The following is a 19,432-nucleotide window of genomic DNA, read 5'->3' on the forward strand; positions in this document are numbered from 1 at the left end:
ACCTCCGAGAAGGCCCGCCGCGCAGCCCTGTCAGGCTGGCTGCACCACTACAACCACCACCGGCCCCACACCGCCCTGGGCAACCTCCCACCGATCACCCGCTGCACCAACGTCTCCGGGCAGTACAACTAGGGCTCAGGGGACGATGTCCGGCACGATGTGCTGGCTCTCCTTGGGCGGCCGGAGATAGTCCTCCTCCACCGGTGGCCGGGGCGGCAGCTCCGGCGCGGGCGGGGTGAGGTCCTCGTAGGGCACCTGGGTCAGCAGGTGGGCCATCACGTTGAGCCTGGCCCGCTTCTTCACCTCGGCCTCGACCACCCACCAGGGCGCCTCGGGGATGTCGGTGGCGGCGAACATCGCGTCCTTGGCCCGGGAGAAGTCGACCCAGCGGTTGCGCGCCTCGAGGTCCATCGGGCTCAGCTTCCAGCGCTTGGTCGGGTCCTTCAGCCGCTTCTGGAAGCGTTTCTCCTGCTCGGTGTCGCTGACGGAGAACCAGTACTTCACGACCGTGATCCCGCTGCGCACCAGCATCCGCTCGAACTCCGGGCACGAGCGCAGGAACTCCTCGTACTCCTCGTCGGTGCAGAAGCCCATGACCCGCTCGACGCCGGCGCGGTTGTACCAGGACCGGTCGAACAGCACCATCTCCCCCGGGCCGGGCAGGTGCGCCACGTACCGCTGGAAGTACCACTGCCCCTTCTCCCGCTCGGTCGGGGCCGGGAGCGCGACGACGTGCGCGTGCCGCGGGTTGAGGCTCTCGGTGATCCGCTGGATCGCGCCGCCCTTGCCGGCGGCGTCGCGGCCCTCGAAAAGGACGACGACCCGCAAGCCCCGCGCGCGGATGTGCTCCTGCTGCTTCACCAGCTCCGTCTGCAGCTGGGACAACTCCTTGCCGTAGAACTTGGAGTCGACCTTGCCGGTGGACTCCGGCGTCTCCTCGACCGACGACGTCGGACCCGGTGCGCTGACCATGTGACGAGCATCACGCGCCGACCGGCCGGCGGCAAGCGGCGTGCACCCGGCCGCGGCGGACGTGGCCAGGCGCGAGCCCAGCTCAGCCGTCCGGCGTGCCGCGGCGGACGGCCTGGGCAGCTGCCTCGGCCCGGTTGCGCGCCCCCAGCTTGGTCAGGATGTGGCTGACGTGGTGCCCGGCGGTCTTCTCGCTGATGACCAGGGCCCGGCCGATGGCGGCGTTCGACAACCCTCGGGCGATCAGGGCCAGCACCTCCTCCTCCCGGGCGGACAGCTCCCCCGAGCCTCGGACCGGGCGACGCGCGGGCTCCCGGAGCTCGCGGAGCAGCGCCGTGGCCGCGCCCACCGCCGGCGTGGCGCCCAGGCCCTGGAGTGCGGCCAGGGCGGCACCGGCTTCGTCAGCCGCGGTCCCCCGGTCGTCCTGGGCCACGGCCCGGGCCAGCACCAGCCGCGAGAGCGCCGCGTCGAAGGGCATGAGCAGCTCGCTGAAGCCGCGGAGTGCGCGACGGGCCGGGCCCGCCGCCTCCCCGGCCCGCCCGGCGGCGAGCTCGACGGCGGCTGCGGCCAGCGCGGCCCGGGCCGCCAGCAGCCGGATGCCGGTCGCCGCACCCAGCGTCGCGAGCTCGTCGGCCGCTGTCCGGGCACCCGGCACGTCGCCGAGGGCGAGCCGGGCGTGCACCAGCGGGGAGAGCAGGGCGCCGGCTGCGACCGCGTCGTCCGGAGTCGCCCGCAGGCCGCGCTCCAGCAGGACGGCCGCCTGCCGCGGGTGCCCGTCGGCCAGCCGCAGCAGCGCCAGCGCGCGCAGCACCGCCGGGTGCTCCTCCCGGCCGGCGAGGAGCTGCGCGGCCTCGCGCAGCCGCCCCTGCTGGACCCGCAGCTCGGCCAGCAAGGCGACCGTCGGGGCGCTCACCTCCGGCAGCTGCTCGGCGTCCACGGCCAGCGCCTCCTGCAGGGCCGCCTCCCCGTCGGCCCACCGGCCGCCGGCGATCAGCAGGTCGGCGTGCACCGTGCGACAGGCACCGAACAGCGGCTTGATCGCCGAGCCACGGGCGAAGGACTCCACGTGCTCGCACCACTCGGCGGCCTGGGTCCACTCCCCGGCGCAGGAGCAGCCGAGCACCAGGTTGCAGTAGGCCTCACCCAGCGTGTGCAGGTCGGTCACCCGGCCGGCCGTCGCGGCCGCCATGGCCTCCTCGAGCAGTCGCAGCCCGGGCCCCCAGCGCCCGGCCCGCACCTCGGCGCACCCGAGCAGGCTGATCGCGAGCACCTCCAGGTCGCCGTCCCCGATCGCCCGGGCGACCTCGAGGGCGTGCGCCGCAGCAGTGGCCTGCTCGGCCACCGTCGCCGCCTGCCGGGCGGCCTCGACCGCCACCCAGCCGTGCCCGGCGCAGAGCGGCTGACCGGCCATGACCCGCTCGGACCGGGCCAGCCAGCCGCGGGCCGCGGAGCCGCGGCCGCTCAGCAGGTGCTGGTGGGCGACCCACACCGCACTCCGGGCGGCCTCGGCACAGCGCCCGGCACGCACGTGCTCCTCGAACACCTGCTCGCGCAAGGCGATCGCCTCGGGAACCCGGCCGAGGAACCACTGGGCCTCGGCCAGCCCGTCGCGGGCGCCGGCCGCACCACCCGCGCCGAGGGCAGCGGCGAACGCGGAGCGGGCGGACTCCCAGTCCGCCCGTTCCAGCGCCTGCCTGCCTGCCCCCAGCAGCGCAGCCCCGCCGGACCCCGGCACCCGACGAGCGTCCCACGCACGGGGCCCGGTGAGGACCCTCTGCGTGCTCAGCGCCGGGTGCCCACGGCGAGCAGGTACTGCATCTCGTAGCGGGCCGCGCCCGGTGCGCCGCGGTCCCACTCCTCGCAGAAGGCGTCCAGCGCGGCGTCGAACTCCTGCTCCAGCCCGTTCCTGGCCGCGTTGGCCCGCGCCGCGATCGTCGGGCCGTAGCAGCTGGTGAAGTGCCGGCCGTACCCGTGCGCCTCTGGGAACGCGGTGACCTCGAGCATGTCCCGGTCCAGCGTCGTCCACTCGACCCGGCCGCCGAACAACCCCCGAAGGTGCTCCTCGCTCCCCCACAGCGGCGGGGGCTGAGCGCCGGGCGGCGGGGGTGGCATGAACGGCTTCATGGTGGCGAAGAGCGCGCCGAGCATGCCGTCGGGCGTCCAGCAGAGCAGGCCGATGCGGCCGCCGGGCCGGCAGACGCGGACCAGCTCGTCGGCCGACTCCTGGTGGTGCGGGGCGAACATGACGCCGATCGCGGACATCACGACGTCGTAGGAGGCGTCGTCGAAGGGCAGGTGCTCGGCGTCGGCCTCCGTCCACTCCAGGTGCAGCCCGGCGGCCTCGGCCCGCCGGCGGCCGTCGGCGAGCAGCTCGGGGGTGAGGTCGCTGGCGGTGACCCGGGCCCCGCGGGCGGCCGCGGGCAGGGACGCGTTGCCGGTGCCGGCGGCGACGTCGAGCACCCGCTCCCCGGCGGTCAGCTGACAGGCGTCGACCAGCCGGGGCCCGAGCGGGGTCAGGAAGGTGTCGACCATCCGGGGGTAGTCCCCGGTGGCCCACATGGCGCGGTGGCGTGCCTTGAGCTCGGTGTCGCTGACGGTGGCGGTCATCGGGTCCTCCCTCGGTGTGGTGCAGCCGAGGGTGCTCGCCGAGGACGGGCCGGCACATCGGGCGAACGCCCCATCCGGTGCCCGCCCCCGTGCGCGGGCACCGGTGGGGTGCCGTCCTCAGTTCCCGCTGGAGAAGGCCGCGTCGAAGGCCGCGGACGGCGGGTCGAACGCCAGCCGGCGGACGAACTCCAGCGCCTCGGGCGCCCCGACCAGCCGGTCCATCCCGGCGTCCTCCCACTCCACGGAGATGGGGCCGGCGTAGCCGATGGTGTTGAGCATCCGGAAGCAGGCCTCCCATGGGACGTCGCCGTGCCCGGTGGAGACGAAGTCCCAGCCGCGCCGCGGGTCGGCCCAGGGCAGGTGCGACCCCATCCGGCCGTTGCGGCCGTTGCCGACCTGGCGCTTCGCGTCCTTGCAGTCGACGTGGTAGATCCGGTCCTTGAAGTCCCAGAGGAAGCCGACCGGGTCCAGGTCCTGCCAGACGAAGTGGCTGGGGTCCCAGTTGAGCCCGAACGCCTCGCGGTGGCCGATCGCCTCCAGGGTGCGCACCGTCGTCCAGTAGTCGTAGGCGATCTCCGACGGGTGCACCTCGTGCGCGAACTTCACGCCGACCTCGTCGAACACGTCGAGGATCGGGTTCCAGCGGGCGGCGAAGTCGGCGTAGCCCTCGTCGATCATCGACTCGGGCACCGGCGGGAACATCGCCACGGTCTTCCAGATCTTCGACCCGGTGAACCCGACGACGACGTCGACGCCCAGCGCCCGGGCGGCCCCCGCGGTCGCCTTCATCTCCTCCGCGGCCCGCTGCCGGACCCCTTCCGGGTCGCCGTCCCCCCACACCCGGGCGTTCACCATGCCGCGGTGCCGCTCGTCGATCGGGTCGTCGCAGACCGCCTGGCCGTTGAGGTGGTTGGAGATGGCGAACACCGACAGGCCGTGCCGGTCGAGCAGGTCCAGCCGCTCCTTGACGTAAGCCGGGTCCTCGGCGGCCCGGACGACGTCGAGGTGGTCGCCCCAGCAGGCGATCTCCAGGCCGTCGTAGCCCCACCCGGAGGCCAGCCGGCACACCTCCTCGAACGGCAGGTCGGCCCACTGGCCGGTGAACAGGGTGACGGGGCGGGGCATCAGGAGAGTCCTCTCGTTCGATCGTTTCTGCGGCCTCGTCCAGGGCACCGCCGCGAGCTTGCGAGTGGCGGGGAGGACGAGGTCCTTCGGCCTCAGATCTCGGTGAAGGCGGAGTTGTCGGCGGCGCTGCGCTCCACGGCGGCCAGCACCCGCTGCACCTGCAGGCCGTCGGCGAACGACGGTGTGGGCTGCTCGCCGGCGGCCAGCGCGGTGACCAGGTCGACGACCTGGTGGGTGAAGCCGTGCTCGTAGCCCAGCCCGTGCCCGGCCGGCCACCAGGCCCCGACGTAGGGGTGCTCGGGCTCGGTGACCACGATCCGCCGGAAGCCGGCCGTCGTGGCCGGTTCGCCGCCGTCGAAGAAGTGCAGGACGTTCATGTCCTCGAAGTCGAAGGCCAGGCTGCCGGCCGAGCCGTTCACCTCGATCCGGATGGCGTTCTTCCGGCCGAGGGCGAAGCGGGTGGCCTCGAAGGTGCCGAGCGCTCCCCCGGTGAACCGGCCCAGGAAGACGGCGGCGTCGTCGACGGTGACCTCCCCCATCCCCTCGCCGCCGACCCCGCCGAGCTTCCCGCTGCTGGCCGGCAGCGGCCGCTTGTTCACGAACGTCTCCAGCAGCGCGCTGACGCCGGTGAGCGTCTGCCCGGTGATGAACTGGGTGAGGTCGACGATGTGCGCGCCGATGTCGCCCAGCGCGCCGGACCCGGCCTTGTCCTTCTCCAGCCGCCAGGACATCGGCGCCGCGGGGTCGGCGATCCAGTCCTGCAGGTACTGGGCCCGCACGTGCCGGATCTGCCCGAGCCGGCCCTCGGCGACCAGCTGCCGGGCCAAGGTGACCGCCGGCACCCGCCGGTAGGTGAAGCCGACCATCGCCCGCACCCCGGACCGGGCGGCCCGGTCGGCGGCCTCGGCCATCGCCTCGGCCTCGGCCACGGAGTTGGCCATCGGCTTCTCGCACAGCACGTGCTTGCCGGCAGCCAGCGCGGCGATCGCCATCTCGGCGTGGGTGTGGCCGGGGGTGCAGATGTCGACCAGGTCGACGTCGGGCCGCTCCAGCACCCGGCGCCAGTCGGTCTCGGTGTCGGCCCAGCCGAGCCGGCCGGCCGCGGCGGCGACCCCCGCGGGGTCCCGGCCGGCCAGCACGGTCAGCTCCGGGGTCAGGGGTAGGTCGAAGAAGCGCGGCGCGGTGCGCCAGGCGTGGGAGTGCGCCGCGCCCATGAAGGCGTGGCCGATCAGTCCGACGCGCAGCGCCGGCCGGGCAGGGAGGGTCATCGCAGGCTCCATGGGTGGGACCGGTGCCGCCGGTGACCGGAGGGTCACCGGCGGCACCGGTCAGCCGGTCAGGACTCGAACGCGTCGTCGATGTACTGGTCGACGTTCTCAGCAGTGACCACCGGCGCGTTCAGCACGATCTCCCGCGGCACCTCCTGGGACACCAGGTCGGACATGCTCTTGCCCTGGGCGATCAGGCGGGCCAGGGCGATGCCGTCGGCGGCCTGGGTCGCCGGGTAGATGACGGTCGCCTCGAGCACCGACTCGCCGGACTGGATGTCCCGCATGGCGTTGGCCGAGCCGGCCCCGCCGACCATGAAGAACTCGTCGCGGCCGGCGTTGTTGATCGCGGCGAGCACGCCGACGCCCTGGTCGTCGTCGTGGTTCCACAGCGCGTCGATCTGTGGTGCGGCCTGCAGCAGGTTGGCCGCCGCCTCCTCACCGGACTCGACGGTGAACTCCGCGGCCACCCGGTTGTCGACGTCCAGGCCACAGTCGGCCAGTGCGTCGGCGAAGCCCTGGCTGCGCTCCTGGGTCAGCGGGAGCGAGTCGATGCCGGCGATCTCGGCGACGACGGCGTCGGGCTGGTCGCCCAGCCGGGAGCAGATGTACGTGCCGGCGGAGACGCCCATGCCGTAGTTGTCGCCCAGGATGGTGGCGCGGGCGGCGAACGGGCTGGAGAACTCCCGGTCGACGTTGATCACCGGGATGCCGGCCTCCATCGCCCGCAGCGCCACCGGGGTGAGCGCGGCGCCGTCGAAGGGCAGCAGCACGATCGCGTCGACGCCCTCGTTGATGAAGGTCTCGACCTGGGAGATCTGGGTGCTGGGGTCGTTGGTGCCCTCGGCGATGACCAGGTCGACGTCCTCGTACCGCTCGGCCTCGGCCTGGGCGGCGTTGCTGATGCCGGCCATCCAACCGTGGTCGGCGGCCGGCGCGGAGAACCCGATCCGGACCGTCTCGCCGGTCTCGTCGTTGGAGCTGGCGACGACGTCGCCGCCGCCTTCGTCGGAGCCGGAGCTCTCCGGGGTGTTGCTGGTACAGCCGGCCACCAGGGCACCGGCCCCCACCATGCAGACGGCGGTGGTCAGCAGGCGACCGTACGGACGCTGCCTCGTTGCAGACATGTTCTCTCCTCGCAGATCGCCGCCCTGGCCGCGCAGCCAGGAGTCGGGGGTTCGGGGTGGTTCGGGTGGTGCGCCGGAGGCCGGGCGGGCCGGCCGACGGTGCTGATCCCGCCGCAGCGGGCTCAGTGCGGGGGGCGACCGCCGGAGTCGCCGGGGCGGGCACCGGCCGGCCCGCCGTCGGCGGCCGACCCGCCGGGCTGGGCACCGGTCGGGTTGCCGGGGGCAGCGGCGCCGCCGGAGCCGCCGCCGCGGGCCTTCTTCCGCGGCCGGGCGCCGCCGAGGGCCAGCCGCTGCTGGAGCAGGACGGCGAGCACGATGATCACGCCGCGGGCGACGGCCTGTGCCGAGCTGGACAGGTTGTTCAGCGTGAAGACGTTGCCCAGCGTGGTGAAGATCAGCACGCCCAGCACGGTGCCGACGATGGTGCCGCGCCCCCCGACCAGCAGGGTCCCGCCGATGACGACGGCGGCGATCGCGTCCAGCTCCAGCAGGGTGCCGTGGGTGGAACTGCCGGTCGTCGTCCGGGCCATCAGCATCACCGCGGCGATGCCGCAGGTGACCCCGGACAGCACGTAGAGCCACACGGTGTGCCGCTGCACCCGGATGCCGGCCAGCCGGGCGGCCTCGGCGTTCCCGCCGACGGCGAAGGTGCGGCGCCCGAACGTGGTGCGGTTGAGCAGCACCCAGCCGGCCGCGGCGACCAGCGCGAAGATGATCACCAGGGTCGGGATGCCGAGGACGTCGCCGCCGAAGAAGTCGATGAAGCCGCGGTCCTGGACGATCTGGGTCCGCCGGTTGGCGATGATCTCCGCCAGGCCCCGGGCGGCCGCGAGCATCGCCAGGGTGGCGATGAAGGCGACCAGTTTCCCGTAGGCGATGACGACGCCGTTGATCAACCCCGCCCCGGCGCCGACCGCGATCGCGGTGAACACCATGACGATCCAGTGGAAGTCCGCCGCCATCGCCTGGGTGGCCAGCGTGGTCGCCCAGACCGAGGAGAGCGCGACCAGCGCGCCCACCGACAGGTCGATCCCGCCACCGATGATCACGAAGGTCATCCCGACGCTGACCACGCCGACGACGGCGGCCAGCCGCAGGATCGTCAGGACGTTGTCCACGTCGACGAAGCGTCCGGGCGCGGTGATGGCGCCGACGACACAGAGCACCAGCAGGGCCACGACCAGCCCGAGGTTCCGGCCCAGCGGGCCGGCCAGCAGGCCCGGCCCCTTGCCCCCGCCGTCGGAGGCGCCGGCGGCGCTGCCCGCCGGCGGAGTCGCAGTGGTGGTCTCGCTCATCACGCCACGTCCCCTTCGCGTGCGGCGCCCGGGGTCGGGGCCGCTCCTTCCATGACCAGGTCGAGCACGCGGTGCTCGTCGAGCTCGTCGGCCGGACCGCGGGCGACGATGGCGCCGTCGGCGATCACCAGCACCTGGTCGGCCAGGCCGAGCACCTCCGGGATCTCGCTGGAGACGACGACCACGGCCACGCCGCGGTCGGCCAGCTCCCGGATCAGTGCGTAGATCTCCGAGCGCGCCCCGACGTCGACGCCCCGGGTGGGCTCGTCGAGCAGGAGCACCTTGCAGTCGCGGAGCAGCCAGCGGGCCAGCACGACCTTCTGCTGGTTGCCGCCGGACAGCGTGCGCACCTCGCGGTCGACGTCGACCGGCCGCAGGTCGAGCGCCTCGGCCTGGTCCCGGGCGGCCTGTTTCTCCGCTCCCCCGGACAGCAGGCCACCGCGGGCGAACCGGGCCAGGCTGGACAGCGTGATGTTGCGGTAGATCGGCTCGGTCAGCAGCAGGCCCTGGCTCTTGCGCTCCTCCGGCGCCAACCCGACCCCCGCGTCCACGGCGGCGGCCACGTTGCCGGGCCGCAGCCGGCGTCCGGCGATCTGCACCGTGCCGGTGGTGGCCCGCCGGGCGCCGTACACCGTCTCGAGGATCTCCGACCGGCCCGAGCCGACGAGCCCGGCCAGGCCGAGCACCTCCCCCGGTCGGACGGCGAAGGAGACGTCGCTGAACGTGCCGGCCAGGGAGAGGTCCTGCACCTGCAGCACCGGTTCGGCGGTCTGGCCGGGGAACTCGCGGCGGGTGGGGAAGACGTACTCGATCGTCCGGCCGGTCATCAGCGTGATGACCTCCCGGGTCGAGGTGTCGGCCGCCGGCAGCCCGGTGGCCACCGTCCGGCCGTCCTTGAGCACGGTGATCCGGTCGCCGACCTCGCGGATCTCCTCCAGCCGGTGGGAGATGTAGACGACGGCGACCCCGTCGGCGGTGAGGTCGCGGATGACCTGGAAGAGGTGCTCGACCTCCTCGCTGTCCAGCACGGCCGACGGCTCGTCCATCACGATCAGCCGCGCGTCCTGGGACAGCGCCCGGGCCATGCTGACCATCTGCTGCGCGGCTGCCGACAGCGAGCCGACCTCGGCGGTGGGCCGGATCTCCGGGTGTCCCAGCCGGGCCAGCAGCTCCCCGGCGGCCCGGTTGGCCTGGGCGGGTCGGGTGATCCCCAGGCGGGACCGCTCTCGGCCCAGGAACACGTTGTCGGCGACGGACAGCCCGGCCACCAGGTCGAGCTCCTGGTAGATGGTGGCGATGCCCAGCGACATGGCCGCCTGCGGATCGCCCAGGGTGACCGGGGCGCCGTCCCAGGTGATCCGGCCCTCGTCGGGCTGGTGCGCGCCGGCGAGCACCTTGATCAGGGTGGACTTGCCCGCGCCGTTCTGGCCGAGCAGGCAGTGCACCTCACCGGCCCGGACGTCGAAGTCGACGCCGTCGAGGGCGCGGACGCCGGGGAACTGCTTGACGATGCCGTGCATCTCCAGCAGCGGCGTCGCCGACGGAGCGCTCACGCAGGGACCCCGTGCCGGGCGAACAGGACGCCGGTCATGCCACCACTCCAGACTTATGCTCAGCACTGAACAGAAGTACGTCAGGCGGGACACTATGTCCGGCGTCACACGGGGGTCAAGAGACCACAGCGGCGTTACCGAACCGCAACGACAGCAGGGCAGCCCCGAGCCCCGGCACGTCGGCCTGGGAACGGACTGCCCGAGGGGGCGGACCCCGAGGTCAGCGGGCGGTCGGGGCCTCGATGGAGCCGGCGTCGGCGCGTGCCACCTGGTAGGCGGAGTCCTCGTCCAGGAAGCCCTCGATCGCCATCAGCGCGGCACCGAGCCGCCCGGACAGGTCCGGCGCCGCGCTCACCGAGATGTCCAGTGCCCGTGCGGCCAGCGGCAGCGAGCGGCCGTAGACGGCCTCCCGGATGCCGGCCAGCAGCGGCGGCCCGGCTTGTGCCACCCCACCGGTCATCACGATCCGGTGCGGGTTGAAGAAGTTGACCAGGCTGGCCAGCACGGTGCCGATCGTCCGGCCGGCGTTGCGGACCAGCTCCAGGGCCGGCCCGTCACCGTGGGCGGCCAGCTGCACCAGCTCGCGCGTCGTCGTCACCGGCAGGCCGGCCGCCAGCGCGTCGCGGAGCAGGGCCCCGCCACCGGCGATCGCCTCGAGGCAGTTCTCGTTGCCGCACCGGCAGAGCACGGGCTCCCCGTGCGGCGGCGGGACGGAGATGTGCCCGATGTCGCCGGCGCTGCCCTGCGCGCCGCGGTACACCTGCCCGTCGACGACGATGCCGCACCCGATGCCGGTGCCGACCTTGATCACCAGCACGTCCTCGGTCGACCCGGCGATGCCCATCTCGCCCAGGGCCATGACGTTCACGTCGTTGTCGGCGAAGACCGGGCAGTCGTACCGGCCGAAGGCGCTGGGAATCGGGTGGTCGTGCCAGCCCGGCATGATCGGCGGGTGCACCGGCCGGCCGGTCGAGAACTCCACCGGACCGGGGACGCCGACCCCGACGGCGCACACGTCGGCCGGTGTCAGGCCCGCCTCGGCCAGCACCCCCTGGGCCAGCCGGTCGACCTCCGCCAGCACCGGGCCGGGCCCCTCGGCGATGTCGATCGGGTGGCCCACCGTGGCCAGGATCTCCGCGGAGAGGTCGGTGACCGCAACGTCGACGCTGGTCACGCCCAGGTCGACGGCGAGCACGCACCCGGCCTGGCTGTTGAAGCGCAGCAGCGTCGGTGGCCGCCCACCGGTGCTCCAGCCGCGACCGCCCTCCTCGAGCAGGTTCGCCGCGATCAGCTGGTCGACCCTGGCGCTCACCGTGTTCCGGGACGAGCCGGTCAGCGCGACCAGCTCGGCGCGGCTGCGCGCGCGGCCGGTGCGCACGTGGTGCAGCAGCGCGCTGGCCGAGGCGGAGGTGGAAGCCACGCCGTCATGGTGGCACGCGTCGCGGCGACCCGGCGCACACCGCGACGACGCACCGTCCGCCCGAGGGCTCAGTCCCGGCCGGGCGTGGCCGTCGTACGCGAGCGGTAGACCAGGTCGCCGTAGTCGGCCCGGTGTCGGGCGATCCACGCCCCGACGAAGGGGCACAGCGGCAACACCTGCAGCTGCTGGCGACGGACGTCCTCCAGCGCCTGGCGCACCAGGTCGGAGGCGATTCCCCGGCCCTCGTGCCCGGGGAACACCTCGGTGTGCGAAAAGACGACGAGTTCCGCCGTCTTCAGGTACTCCGCGACCGCGGCCAGCTCGCCGTCGACGCGCCCTTCGTAGCGGTGCTGCTCGGTCGCGTCGGTCATCTCCACCTGCATGGTCGCTCCTCCTCCCGGGCCTCGCCGCCGGCTCACCCTGGACCCGGCACCGCTCCCGCCGTCCCATCGGGTCGAGGTCGGTGGCCGGTCACAGGCTGACCGCGACCGTCGCCGCCAGCTCCCGGCACGCCTCGAGGTCCGCCGGACCGGGCGCGCCGGTGAGGCTCAGCGGCGTCGCGACCTGCCGCCAGCCCAGGGCCCCGGTGATCCGCTGGACGCTGGCCAGTGCGCCGGCCGTGTCGTCGTTGCCGTGCACGTAGACCCCGTACGGGAACCCGGGCGTGGCGTCCAGGCACGGGTAGAAGACCGTGTCGAAGAAGTGCTTGAGCGCACCGGACATGTAGCCGATGTTGGCCGGCGTCCCGAGCAGGACGCCGTCGGCGGCGAGCACGTCCGCCGCCCCCGCCGACAGGGCCGGCCGCACGGTCAGCTCGACGTCCTCGACCAGCGCGACGCCCTCGCGGACGGCGGTCAGCACGGCCTGCAGGGCCGGCGAGGGCGTGTGGTGGACGACCAGCAGGCGCGGCATCCCGGCATCCTCTCCGCTCAGGACCCCGTCCGCACCGCCTCCAGCCGCTGGGTGAAGTGCGCCGCGAGCGCATCGGCGACCCGCTCCAGGCACAGCTCGCCGATGGCGGTGGAGAGCCCGTGCGCGTCGCCCATGACCCCGGTGTCGGAGATCGCCCCGATGCCGCCGGTGAACAACCGCTGGAGCAGGGCGTCGTCGACCGGCCCGGTGTACCCGCGGACCAGCCGCTCGGTGCGCACCTGTCCGGGCCGGAGGACGGCGTAGACGGAGGACTCCGCGATGTCGGCGTGCCCGCCGACCCCCTCGGGGTCCCCACCGGCGTCGGCGACGGCGGACCGCCAGAGGTCGACCAGGCCGAGCAGGTCGGAGTAGACGACCACCCGGCAGTCCGGCCCCACGGCGGCGTCCAGCCGCTCCGCCATCTCCGCCAGCGGGGCGAAGTTCCCGCCGTGGGCGGAGAAACAGAGGATGGACCGGAAGCCGTGCGCGGCCAGGCTCTGGCAGTAGTCGGTGTAGACCGCCTCGAAGGTCTCCGGGCGCAGGCTGATCGTGCCGGCGAAGCCCATGTGGTGCGGCGAGACGCCCACCCGGATCGTGGGGGCGACCAGCGCCGTCCCGAGCCGCTGGGCCAGCTCCACCGCCAGCCGGTCGGCGTGCACCGCGTCCACGTCCAGCGGCAGGTGCGGGCCGTGCTGTTCCACCGCGCCGCACGGCACGATGACGTCGCACCGTCCGTCCGCGAGCGCGGCCTGCACCTCTTCGTAGGTCATCGTCTCGAGCAGCACGTCGTCTCCTGGGGGGGCTCGGCGGGGATCGGGCTCATGCGGCGACGCGGACGACGGCTTCGATCTCCACGGCGATGTCGAACGGCAGCTCGGCCATGCCGACCGCCGACCGGGCGCCCCGGCCGGCGTCGCCGAGCACGTCGACGAAGAGGTCCGAGCAACCGTCGATCACGGCGGGCGTGCGGTTGAAGCCGGGCCGGCAGTTGACCATCCCGAAGAGCTTGACCACCTGCCGCACCCGGCCGAGGTCGCCCAGCCCGGCGCGCAGCGCGGCGAGCAGCTGCAGCCCGGTGAGCCGGGCGGCCTCCCGGGCGGTCTCCAGGTCCAGGCCGCCGTCGCCGACCTTCCCGGTGACCAGCGTGCCGTCGGGTCGGACCGGGCCCATCCCGGAGAGGAACAGCAGGTCCCCGGCGGCCATGACCGGCAGGTAGTTGCCGCCCGGTCCCATCGGGGTGGGCAGCTCCAGGCCCAGTTCGCGGAGCCGTGCGTCGACGTCCATGGGCGCATCCTGGCCTGCCCGAGCGCGGAACGGGAGTGCTCCGGCCCGCCGGACTGGGAGCATGACCGGGTGCTGCTCGCCGACGTCCTCGCCGCGTCCACCGCGGTCACGGCCACCCGGTCCCGCACGGCCAAGGCCGCGGCCATCGCCGCACTGCTGCGGGCCGCCGGTCCCGATGAGGTCGTGCCGGTCACCGCGTGGCTGGCCGGCGAACCCCGCCAGGGCCGGCTCGGCGTCGGCTGGCGCACCCTGTCCCGGCTCGGCGGGGGCACCGCGGCCGCGCCGTCGCTGACCGTCGCGGCGGTCGACTCGGCGCTGACCGACCTGGACGGGACGACCGGGACCGGGTCCGCGGCCCGGCGCGACGCCGTCCTGGGTGGGCTGCTCGACGCGGCCACCCCGGAGGAGCAGCAGTTCCTGGTCCGGCTGCTCACCGGCGAGCTCCGGCAGGGTGCGCTGGAGGGCGTCGTGCTCGATGCCGTCGCCGGCGCCGCCGAGGTCCCGGCCCCCGTCGTCCGCCGGGCCTTCATGCTCTCCGGCCGGCTGCCGGAGACCGCCGCGCTGGCGCTGTCCGGCGGGGCCGCGGCGCTGGCGGGCGTGCGGCTGGAGGTGGGCCGCCCGGTGCGGCCGATGCTGGCCAGCCCGGGGTCGTCGCTGGACGCCGCGCTCGACGACCTCGGTGGCGACGTCACCGTCGAGTTCAAGCTCGACGGCGCCCGGATCCAGGTGCACCGGGACGGGGACGTCGTCCGGGTGTGGACCCGATCGCTGCGGGAGGTGACCGACGGCGTGCCGGAGCTGGTCGAGCGGGTCCGGGCGCTGCCGTGTGACACCGCCGTGCTCGACGGGGAGACCCTCGCGCTGGACGACGACGGCCGGCCGCGCGCCTTCCAGGACACCATGAGCCGCTTCGGCAGCGAGTCGGCTGACGCGGGCGTCCTGCTGAGCCCGTTCCTGTTCGACGTCCTGCACCTGGACGGCCGTGACCTGCTCGACGAGCCGCTGGCGGTGCGGCTGGACGCGCTGGCCGGGCTGCTGGCCGACGACGCGCACGCGGCGCTGCGGATGCCCGGGGTGCGCCGGCCCACCCCGGAGGAGGCGGCCGGCGTCCTCGACGACGCGCTGACCGCCGGGCACGAGGGCGTGGTGGTCAAGGCGCTGGACGCGCCCTACGCCGCCGGTCGCCGCGGCAAGGCGTGGCAGAAGGTCAAGCCGGTGCACACCCTCGACCTGGTCGTGCTCGGTGCTGAGTGGGGCTACGGACGACGAGCGGGTTCCCTCTCCAACATCCATCTCGGCGCCCGCGACCCCGACGGCGGGGAGCCGGTGATGGTCGGCAAGACGTTCAAGGGGATGACCGACGAGCTGCTGGCCTGGCAGACCCGGACGTTCCCCGAGCACGCCGCTGAGCGCGCCGACTGGGGTGTGCTGCTGCGTCCCGAGCTCGTGGTCGAGATCGCCGTGGACGGCGCCCAGCGCAGCACCCGCTACCCCGGCGGCGTGGCGCTGCGGTTCGCCCGGGTGCTGCGCTACCGCCCCGACAAGCCCCCGGCCGAGGCCGACACGATCGACGCGGTGCGTGCCCTGCTCGCCGGCGGTCCGGCGGCCGACTGACCGGGGCGGGTCAGCGGCGGTGCCAGTGGGCGGCGCCGGCCGCGGCCAGCCCGAGGACGGTCATCGACAGCCCCACGCTCCGGTCGGCCACGTCGCCGCCGCGCCGACCGACCAGCACGGCCGCGCCGTCCAGCGCGGTGAGCAGCAGGGTGACCTCCGTGGTGCGCCGGGCCTGGGGCACGGGGGTGACCAGCAGGGCCGCGCCCATCGCGATGTTCCGGGCGGCGATCAGCCGCACCAGCAGCGGCAGCGCGATGTCGTTGCCGGTGGCACGCTCGTCGACCCCGAGCGCCCGGGTGATCGCCCGCGGGGCGAACAGCGCGCCGGTGCCCAGCCAGATCGACAGCGTGCCGATGCTCTTCCGGGTCACGTCCCAGTTCACGGTCATGCCCGGCTGGTGCCCGGCCGGCCGGCTCGGAAACCGGTGGCCACCGACACCAGCACGAACGCCAGGTAGGGCAGCGTGGCCGCGCTGGCCACGAAGTCGCTGACGGTGGCCACGGCGAAGGCACCGACGTCGGGTGAGTCCAGCGGCCCGAGCACCCGGTCGGCGCCCAGTGCGGCGGTGGACGCCGGCAGGGTCAGCAGCGCCGACACCGCCCCGCCGGTGACCACTCCGGCCAGCACGGTCCCGGGCGCGCGCCGCACGGCCCGGACCGCCAGTCCGGTCCCCCGGCGCAGGGCACCGGCCAGGGTGAGCCGCCCGCGGTCGAGCAGGCCGGCGAGCGCACCGGTCACCCACAGCTGGGCGACCAGGGCGGTCAGGAAGCCGACGACGTCGACAGCGAGGGCAGCCCACAGGCGGGGGTCGTCCCAGACCAGCCCCTGCCGCAGCACGTCGGGGACGGTGTTGACGGCGGTGGCGAGGACGGAGGCGAGGAAGGCGGCCGGGGCGTGTCGGCGGAGCAGCCGGAGGGCGGTGGCGAGCGTGCCGGTCGTGGAGTGCCCGGAGCCGTCTCCCGGCGCGGTCACGACCGGGTGGCGACGAGCGCCGTCCAGCAGCCGGCCAGCCGGGTCTCCTGCGCGGTGACGGTCAGCCCGGCGGCCCGGCACGCGGCGGCCAGGGTCGCGGGGGTGGGGCGGTCGCCGTCGGCCGGGTGGGCGGAGACCGCGCGGAGCACCCGGCTGTCGATGAAGCGGGCGGTCATCTCGCAGGAGTAGAACCGGCCGCCGGGGCGCAGCACCCGCGCAGCCTCGGCGACCACGGCCCGCCAGTCCTCGGTGTGGTGCAGCACGTGCCAGCCGAACACCGCGTCGTAGGTGGCGTCGTCCGCGCTCAGCCGGGTCGCGTCGCCCTGGCTGACCTGCACCCGGTCACCGAGGTCGCGCACCGCTGCGCGACAGTCCGCCACGCTGGCGGGGAAGATCTCGACCCCGTCGGCGTGCGCGGCGCCGAAGGTGTCCAGCGCCGACCGCAGGCCGGTGCCGCGCCGGCCGGTGCCCAGCTCCAGCACGCGGCCGTCGAGCACCGGGCCGCCGAGCCGGCGCAGCAGCCGGGCTTCGATGCGGGCCTGGACCAGCGCGCGCAGGCGGGCGTCGACCCACAGCCGGGTGCCGTCGACGAAGGTGGGTGGGACACCGGGCGCCCGGCCGCTGCGTGCGGTGGCCGGGCCGGACGGGGAGTCTTCGGGGAGGTCACGCACGCCAGCCGGTGTGCCCGCCGGGGACCACACGAAACGGGACGGCGCCGTCCCGGGGCGGTCGCGCGGGTCAGCTCGCGGGGGTGTCGGCGTGCCGGCGGCGACCCCCGCGCGCCGTGGAGCCCGGGTCGGCCAGGAGGAGCGACGCCCCGATCCCGACGAGCAGCCAGAGGCTGACCAGCCGGTAGACGAGCACGGCCGGCACCGCCTGGCTCGCCGGGAGGCCGACGGCGACCAGCGCCGAGGCCAGCGCCGCCTCCACGACCCCGATGCCGCCCGGGGTGAGCCGCGCCGAGGAGACCAGCGCGCCGGCGCCCCAGGCGAGCAGCAGCCCCTGCCACGGGACGGGCGCGCCGACGGCCACCAGGGCCAGCGCCAGGGCGGCGACGTCCAGCACCCAGTTGGCCAGCGCGAGCAGGCCGGCGGCGGACGCGGCACCGAAGGACAACCGGAAGGCCCCCAGGGAGGTCAGCAGCTCCTCGATCCGCCGCTCCACCTGCCTGCCCCGCAGCGAGCGCACCCAGCGGCCCAGCGTCGTGACGACGCCGGTGGCCAGCCGGACGACCACGGTGCGCGACCGCTCGTGCCGGAGGACCAACACCAGCCCCACCACCGGCAGGACGCCGGCCGCCGTGGCGAGGAAGGCACCGAGCGAGCCCCAGAGCGAGCCGGTGGCCGCGGACCCGACGGCCAGGACCACCGCGAGCGTGGCCGTGGCCGCGATCCCGGAGACCGCGAGCGCCCAGCCCACGAGGGCGGGGCTGTTGCCCAGCGCGTGCAGCCGGCGGTAGGTGTACGCCGCGCTCGCCGCGGCCCCGGCCACCGGGACCGTGGAGGCGATGGTGTTGCCGGCGTAGATGGTGGTCGAGGCGTGGCGCAGCGGGACGTCGCCGCCGCCCGCGCGCACGAGCACGCGCTGCTGCAGCGCCAGGCAGTGCAGGGACAGCAACTGGGTCAGCGCCGCGAGCACGACCCAGGACCAGGCGACGCCCACCAGGCCGTCCCACCACTCGGCGAGCCGGCCCCGGAAGACGACGACCATCGCACCGACCGTGACCAGCAGGACGACGCGGAGCAGGGTGCCGACCACCCGCCGGCGACTGCTCCGCAGACCCGCCGGTGAGGCACCGGAGGCGGGTCCTGGCGCCTGTGGCGTCCCCGGCACTCCTCCCCCGGTCACCCACACATGTTCCCCGTCCACGCACATCGGCCACACATCAGGGGTCGGAACCCGGCCGCACGCGACCGGACCGGACCCGGACCCGGACCGGGAGCCCACGCACCGTCCCGGCCGGTGCACACCCGTTCCGGCCGCCCCCTCCAGGGTCGGACGGGTCAGGCCCCGGCGACCTTCGGCGCGACCTCGGTGCCGAGCAGTTCGATGCCGCGCAGCAGGTCGGCGTGCGCCAGCCGGGGATTGGTCATCTGCAGGGAGATCCGGTCGACCCCGCCGAGCTGCCCGGAGATCCGCACCAGCTTCTCGGCCACGGTGTCCGGGGCGCCCATGAAGAAGGCCCCGTTCGGCCCGCTGGTGGCGTCGAACTGAGCCCGGGACGGCTGGGAGAAGCCGCGCTCGCGGGAGATCTTGGCGAACATCTCGTGCCACCCCGGGTAGATGGTGTCCGCGGCGGCCTGGTCGCTGTCGGCGACGTACCCGAACACGTGCAGCCCCACCTGGAGCTTCTCGGGCGCGTGCCCGGCCTGGGCGCCGGCGCGGCGGTAGAGGTCGATGAGCGGCGCGAACTGGCGGGGCTCGCCGCCGATGATCGCCACCATGAGCGGCAGGCCCAGCAGGCCGGCCCGGGCGAAGGACTCGGGGCTGCCGCCGACGCCGACCCAGATCGGCAGCGGGTCCTGCAGCGGCCGCGGGTACACGCCCTGGCCGGTCAGCGCCGGGCGGTGCCGGCCGGACCAGGTGACCTGCTCGGAGTCGCGGATCTGCAGCAGCAGGTCGAGCTTCTCGCTGAAGAGCGTGTCGTAGTCGCCCAGCGAGAGGCCGAACAGCGGGAAGGCCTCGGTGAACGAACCGCGCCCGACCACCAGGTCGATCCGGCCCTTGGCGATGAGGTCGAGGGTGGCGAACTGCTGGAAGACCCGCACCGGGTCGGCGGCGCTGAGCACGGTCACCGCGCTGCCCAGCCGGATCCGGGAGGTCCGCGCCGCAGCGGCCGCCAGGATGACCGCCGGCGCCGAGTCGTAGTACTCGCTGCGGTGGTGCTCGCCGATCCCGAAGGAGTACAGCCCCACGCGGTCGGCGAGCTCGATCTCCTCGAGCAGGTCCGCCATCCGCTCCTCGGGGCCGACGAGGCGCTCCGTGGTCGGGTCGGTCACCGCTGAGACGAAGCTGTCGACGCCGAGGTGCATGGGGTCCTCCCGGGGGCTCGCGGACGACGCAGGTCGGCATCCGTCAAGCGCTCAACCACTTGCCGACCGAGATCGTTCCCGCCGGGTCTCCGGGACGCCACCCGACCGGGTAGACACGGCACATGACCGACCCCGTCGAAGGCACCGGCGCGGGCCATCAGCTCCTTGCCGCCGCCGCCCTCCTCGGCCGGGGTTCCCAGCAGCAGCGCCGCCCCGGCGACCCCGCCGTCGGCCAGCACGGCGGCCAGCCCGAG

The 19,432-nt window shown here is 74.6% G+C and carries 20 protein-coding genes; 2 read left to right on the forward strand and 18 right to left on the reverse strand.

All coding sequences use genetic code 11. The features are described 5' to 3' along the window. A partial coding sequence (locus G5C62_RS17015) for an integrase core domain-containing protein (RefSeq protein WP_164701942.1) occupies nt 1–132 on the forward strand: 132 nt, incomplete at its 5' end. A gap of 3 nt (nt 133–135) precedes the next feature. Here G5C62_RS17015 and ppk2 read toward each other — a convergent pair. From ppk2 to G5C62_RS17080, 13 genes are all read right to left on the reverse strand, one after another. Continuing rightward, nucleotides 136–972, reverse strand: a complete 837-nt coding sequence (gene ppk2 / locus G5C62_RS17020) for a polyphosphate kinase 2 (protein WP_164701944.1) — start codon at nt 970–972, stop codon at nt 136–138. Between the two features lie 82 nt (nt 973–1,054). Then, the gene (locus tag G5C62_RS17025) at nt 1,055–2,704 is read right to left on the reverse strand and encodes a LuxR C-terminal-related transcriptional regulator (RefSeq protein WP_164701945.1); all 1,650 of its coding nucleotides are present in this window, start codon (nt 2,702–2,704) and stop codon (nt 1,055–1,057) included. 47 nt (nt 2,705–2,751) lie between these two features. Next, entirely contained in the window at nt 2,752–3,576 is an 825-nt protein-coding gene (locus G5C62_RS17030) for a class I SAM-dependent methyltransferase (RefSeq protein WP_164701947.1), read from the reverse strand. Between the two features lie 117 nt (nt 3,577–3,693). Then, entirely contained in the window at nt 3,694–4,701 is a 1,008-nt protein-coding gene (locus G5C62_RS17035; protein WP_164701949.1) for a sugar phosphate isomerase/epimerase, read from the reverse strand. Between the two features lie 92 nt (nt 4,702–4,793). Further along, nucleotides 4,794–5,969, reverse strand: coding sequence for a Gfo/Idh/MocA family protein (locus G5C62_RS17040; protein WP_164701950.1), 1,176 nt, complete (start codon nt 5,967–5,969; stop codon nt 4,794–4,796). A gap of 68 nt (nt 5,970–6,037) precedes the next feature. Further along, nucleotides 6,038–7,096 carry a substrate-binding domain-containing protein gene (locus tag G5C62_RS17045; RefSeq protein ID WP_036334522.1) on the reverse strand — a complete coding sequence of 353 codons (1,059 nt, stop codon included), beginning with the start codon at nt 7,094–7,096 and terminating at the stop codon, nt 6,038–6,040. Nucleotides 7,097–7,218: 122 nt separating this feature from the next. Beyond that, complete coding sequence (locus G5C62_RS17050) at nt 7,219–8,391, reverse strand: ABC transporter permease (protein ID WP_164701952.1); 1,173 nt, start codon at nt 8,389–8,391, stop codon at nt 7,219–7,221. Next, a complete protein-coding gene (locus G5C62_RS17055; RefSeq protein ID WP_241175956.1) occupies nt 8,391–9,944 on the reverse strand; it encodes a sugar ABC transporter ATP-binding protein in 1,554 nt (517 codons plus the stop codon). The genes G5C62_RS17050 and G5C62_RS17055 overlap by 1 nt, the downstream gene beginning before the upstream one ends. A gap of 220 nt (nt 9,945–10,164) precedes the next feature. Next, nucleotides 10,165–11,364, reverse strand: a complete 1,200-nt coding sequence (locus G5C62_RS17060) for an ROK family protein (protein WP_164701953.1) — start codon at nt 11,362–11,364, stop codon at nt 10,165–10,167. Nucleotides 11,365–11,432: 68 nt separating this feature from the next. Further along, nucleotides 11,433–11,747, reverse strand: a complete 315-nt coding sequence (locus G5C62_RS17065; RefSeq protein ID WP_036334517.1) for a GNAT family N-acetyltransferase — start codon at nt 11,745–11,747, stop codon at nt 11,433–11,435. A gap of 88 nt (nt 11,748–11,835) precedes the next feature. Beyond that, a complete protein-coding gene (locus G5C62_RS17070) occupies nt 11,836–12,276 on the reverse strand; it encodes a flavodoxin family protein (RefSeq protein WP_164701955.1) in 441 nt (146 codons plus the stop codon). Nucleotides 12,277–12,293: 17 nt separating this feature from the next. Further along, nucleotides 12,294–13,061: a creatininase family protein gene (locus G5C62_RS17075; protein WP_206330697.1), complete on the reverse strand. Its 768-nt coding sequence runs from the start codon at nt 13,059–13,061 to the stop codon at nt 12,294–12,296. A gap of 34 nt (nt 13,062–13,095) precedes the next feature. Continuing rightward, the gene (locus tag G5C62_RS17080) at nt 13,096–13,560 is read right to left on the reverse strand and encodes a RidA family protein (protein WP_164701957.1); all 465 of its coding nucleotides are present in this window, start codon (nt 13,558–13,560) and stop codon (nt 13,096–13,098) included. A 69-nt stretch (nt 13,561–13,629) separates the two neighbouring features. On the opposite strand from G5C62_RS17080, the gene G5C62_RS17085 reads away from it, so the two are divergent. Further along, complete coding sequence (locus tag G5C62_RS17085; protein WP_164701959.1) at nt 13,630–15,174, forward strand: ATP-dependent DNA ligase; 1,545 nt, start codon at nt 13,630–13,632, stop codon at nt 15,172–15,174. A 10-nt stretch (nt 15,175–15,184) separates the two neighbouring features. Here the strand turns inward: G5C62_RS17085 and G5C62_RS17090 are convergent, their stop codons facing one another. The 5 genes from G5C62_RS17090 to G5C62_RS17110 all read right to left on the reverse strand — a co-directional run bounded on the left by G5C62_RS17090 (nt 15,185) and on the right by G5C62_RS17110 (nt 19,178). Beyond that, entirely contained in the window at nt 15,185–15,562 is a 378-nt protein-coding gene (locus G5C62_RS17090; protein WP_164701960.1) for a DUF4267 domain-containing protein, read from the reverse strand. Next, complete coding sequence (locus tag G5C62_RS17095) at nt 15,559–16,146, reverse strand: hypothetical protein (RefSeq protein ID WP_164701962.1); 588 nt, start codon at nt 16,144–16,146, stop codon at nt 15,559–15,561. Before G5C62_RS17095 ends, G5C62_RS17090 begins: the two co-directional genes overlap by 4 nt. Then, on the reverse strand, nt 16,143–16,817 hold the full coding sequence (locus G5C62_RS17100) for a class I SAM-dependent methyltransferase (RefSeq protein ID WP_164701963.1): 675 nt from the start codon (nt 16,815–16,817) through the stop codon (nt 16,143–16,145). Before G5C62_RS17100 ends, G5C62_RS17095 begins: the two co-directional genes overlap by 4 nt. Before the next feature lie 67 nt (nt 16,818–16,884). Further along, nucleotides 16,885–17,904 carry a YbhN family protein gene (locus G5C62_RS17105; RefSeq protein ID WP_164701965.1) on the reverse strand — a complete coding sequence of 340 codons (1,020 nt, stop codon included), beginning with the start codon at nt 17,902–17,904 and terminating at the stop codon, nt 16,885–16,887. 245 nt (nt 17,905–18,149) lie between these two features. Then, nucleotides 18,150–19,178 (reverse strand): Atu2307/SP_0267 family LLM class monooxygenase, encoded by a 1,029-nt coding sequence (locus tag G5C62_RS17110; protein WP_164701967.1) that lies wholly within the window; start codon nt 19,176–19,178, stop codon nt 18,150–18,152. Between the last annotated feature and the right edge of the window lie 254 nt (nt 19,179–19,432).

It is taken from the genome of Modestobacter sp. KNN46-3 (genome assembly GCF_011039295.1).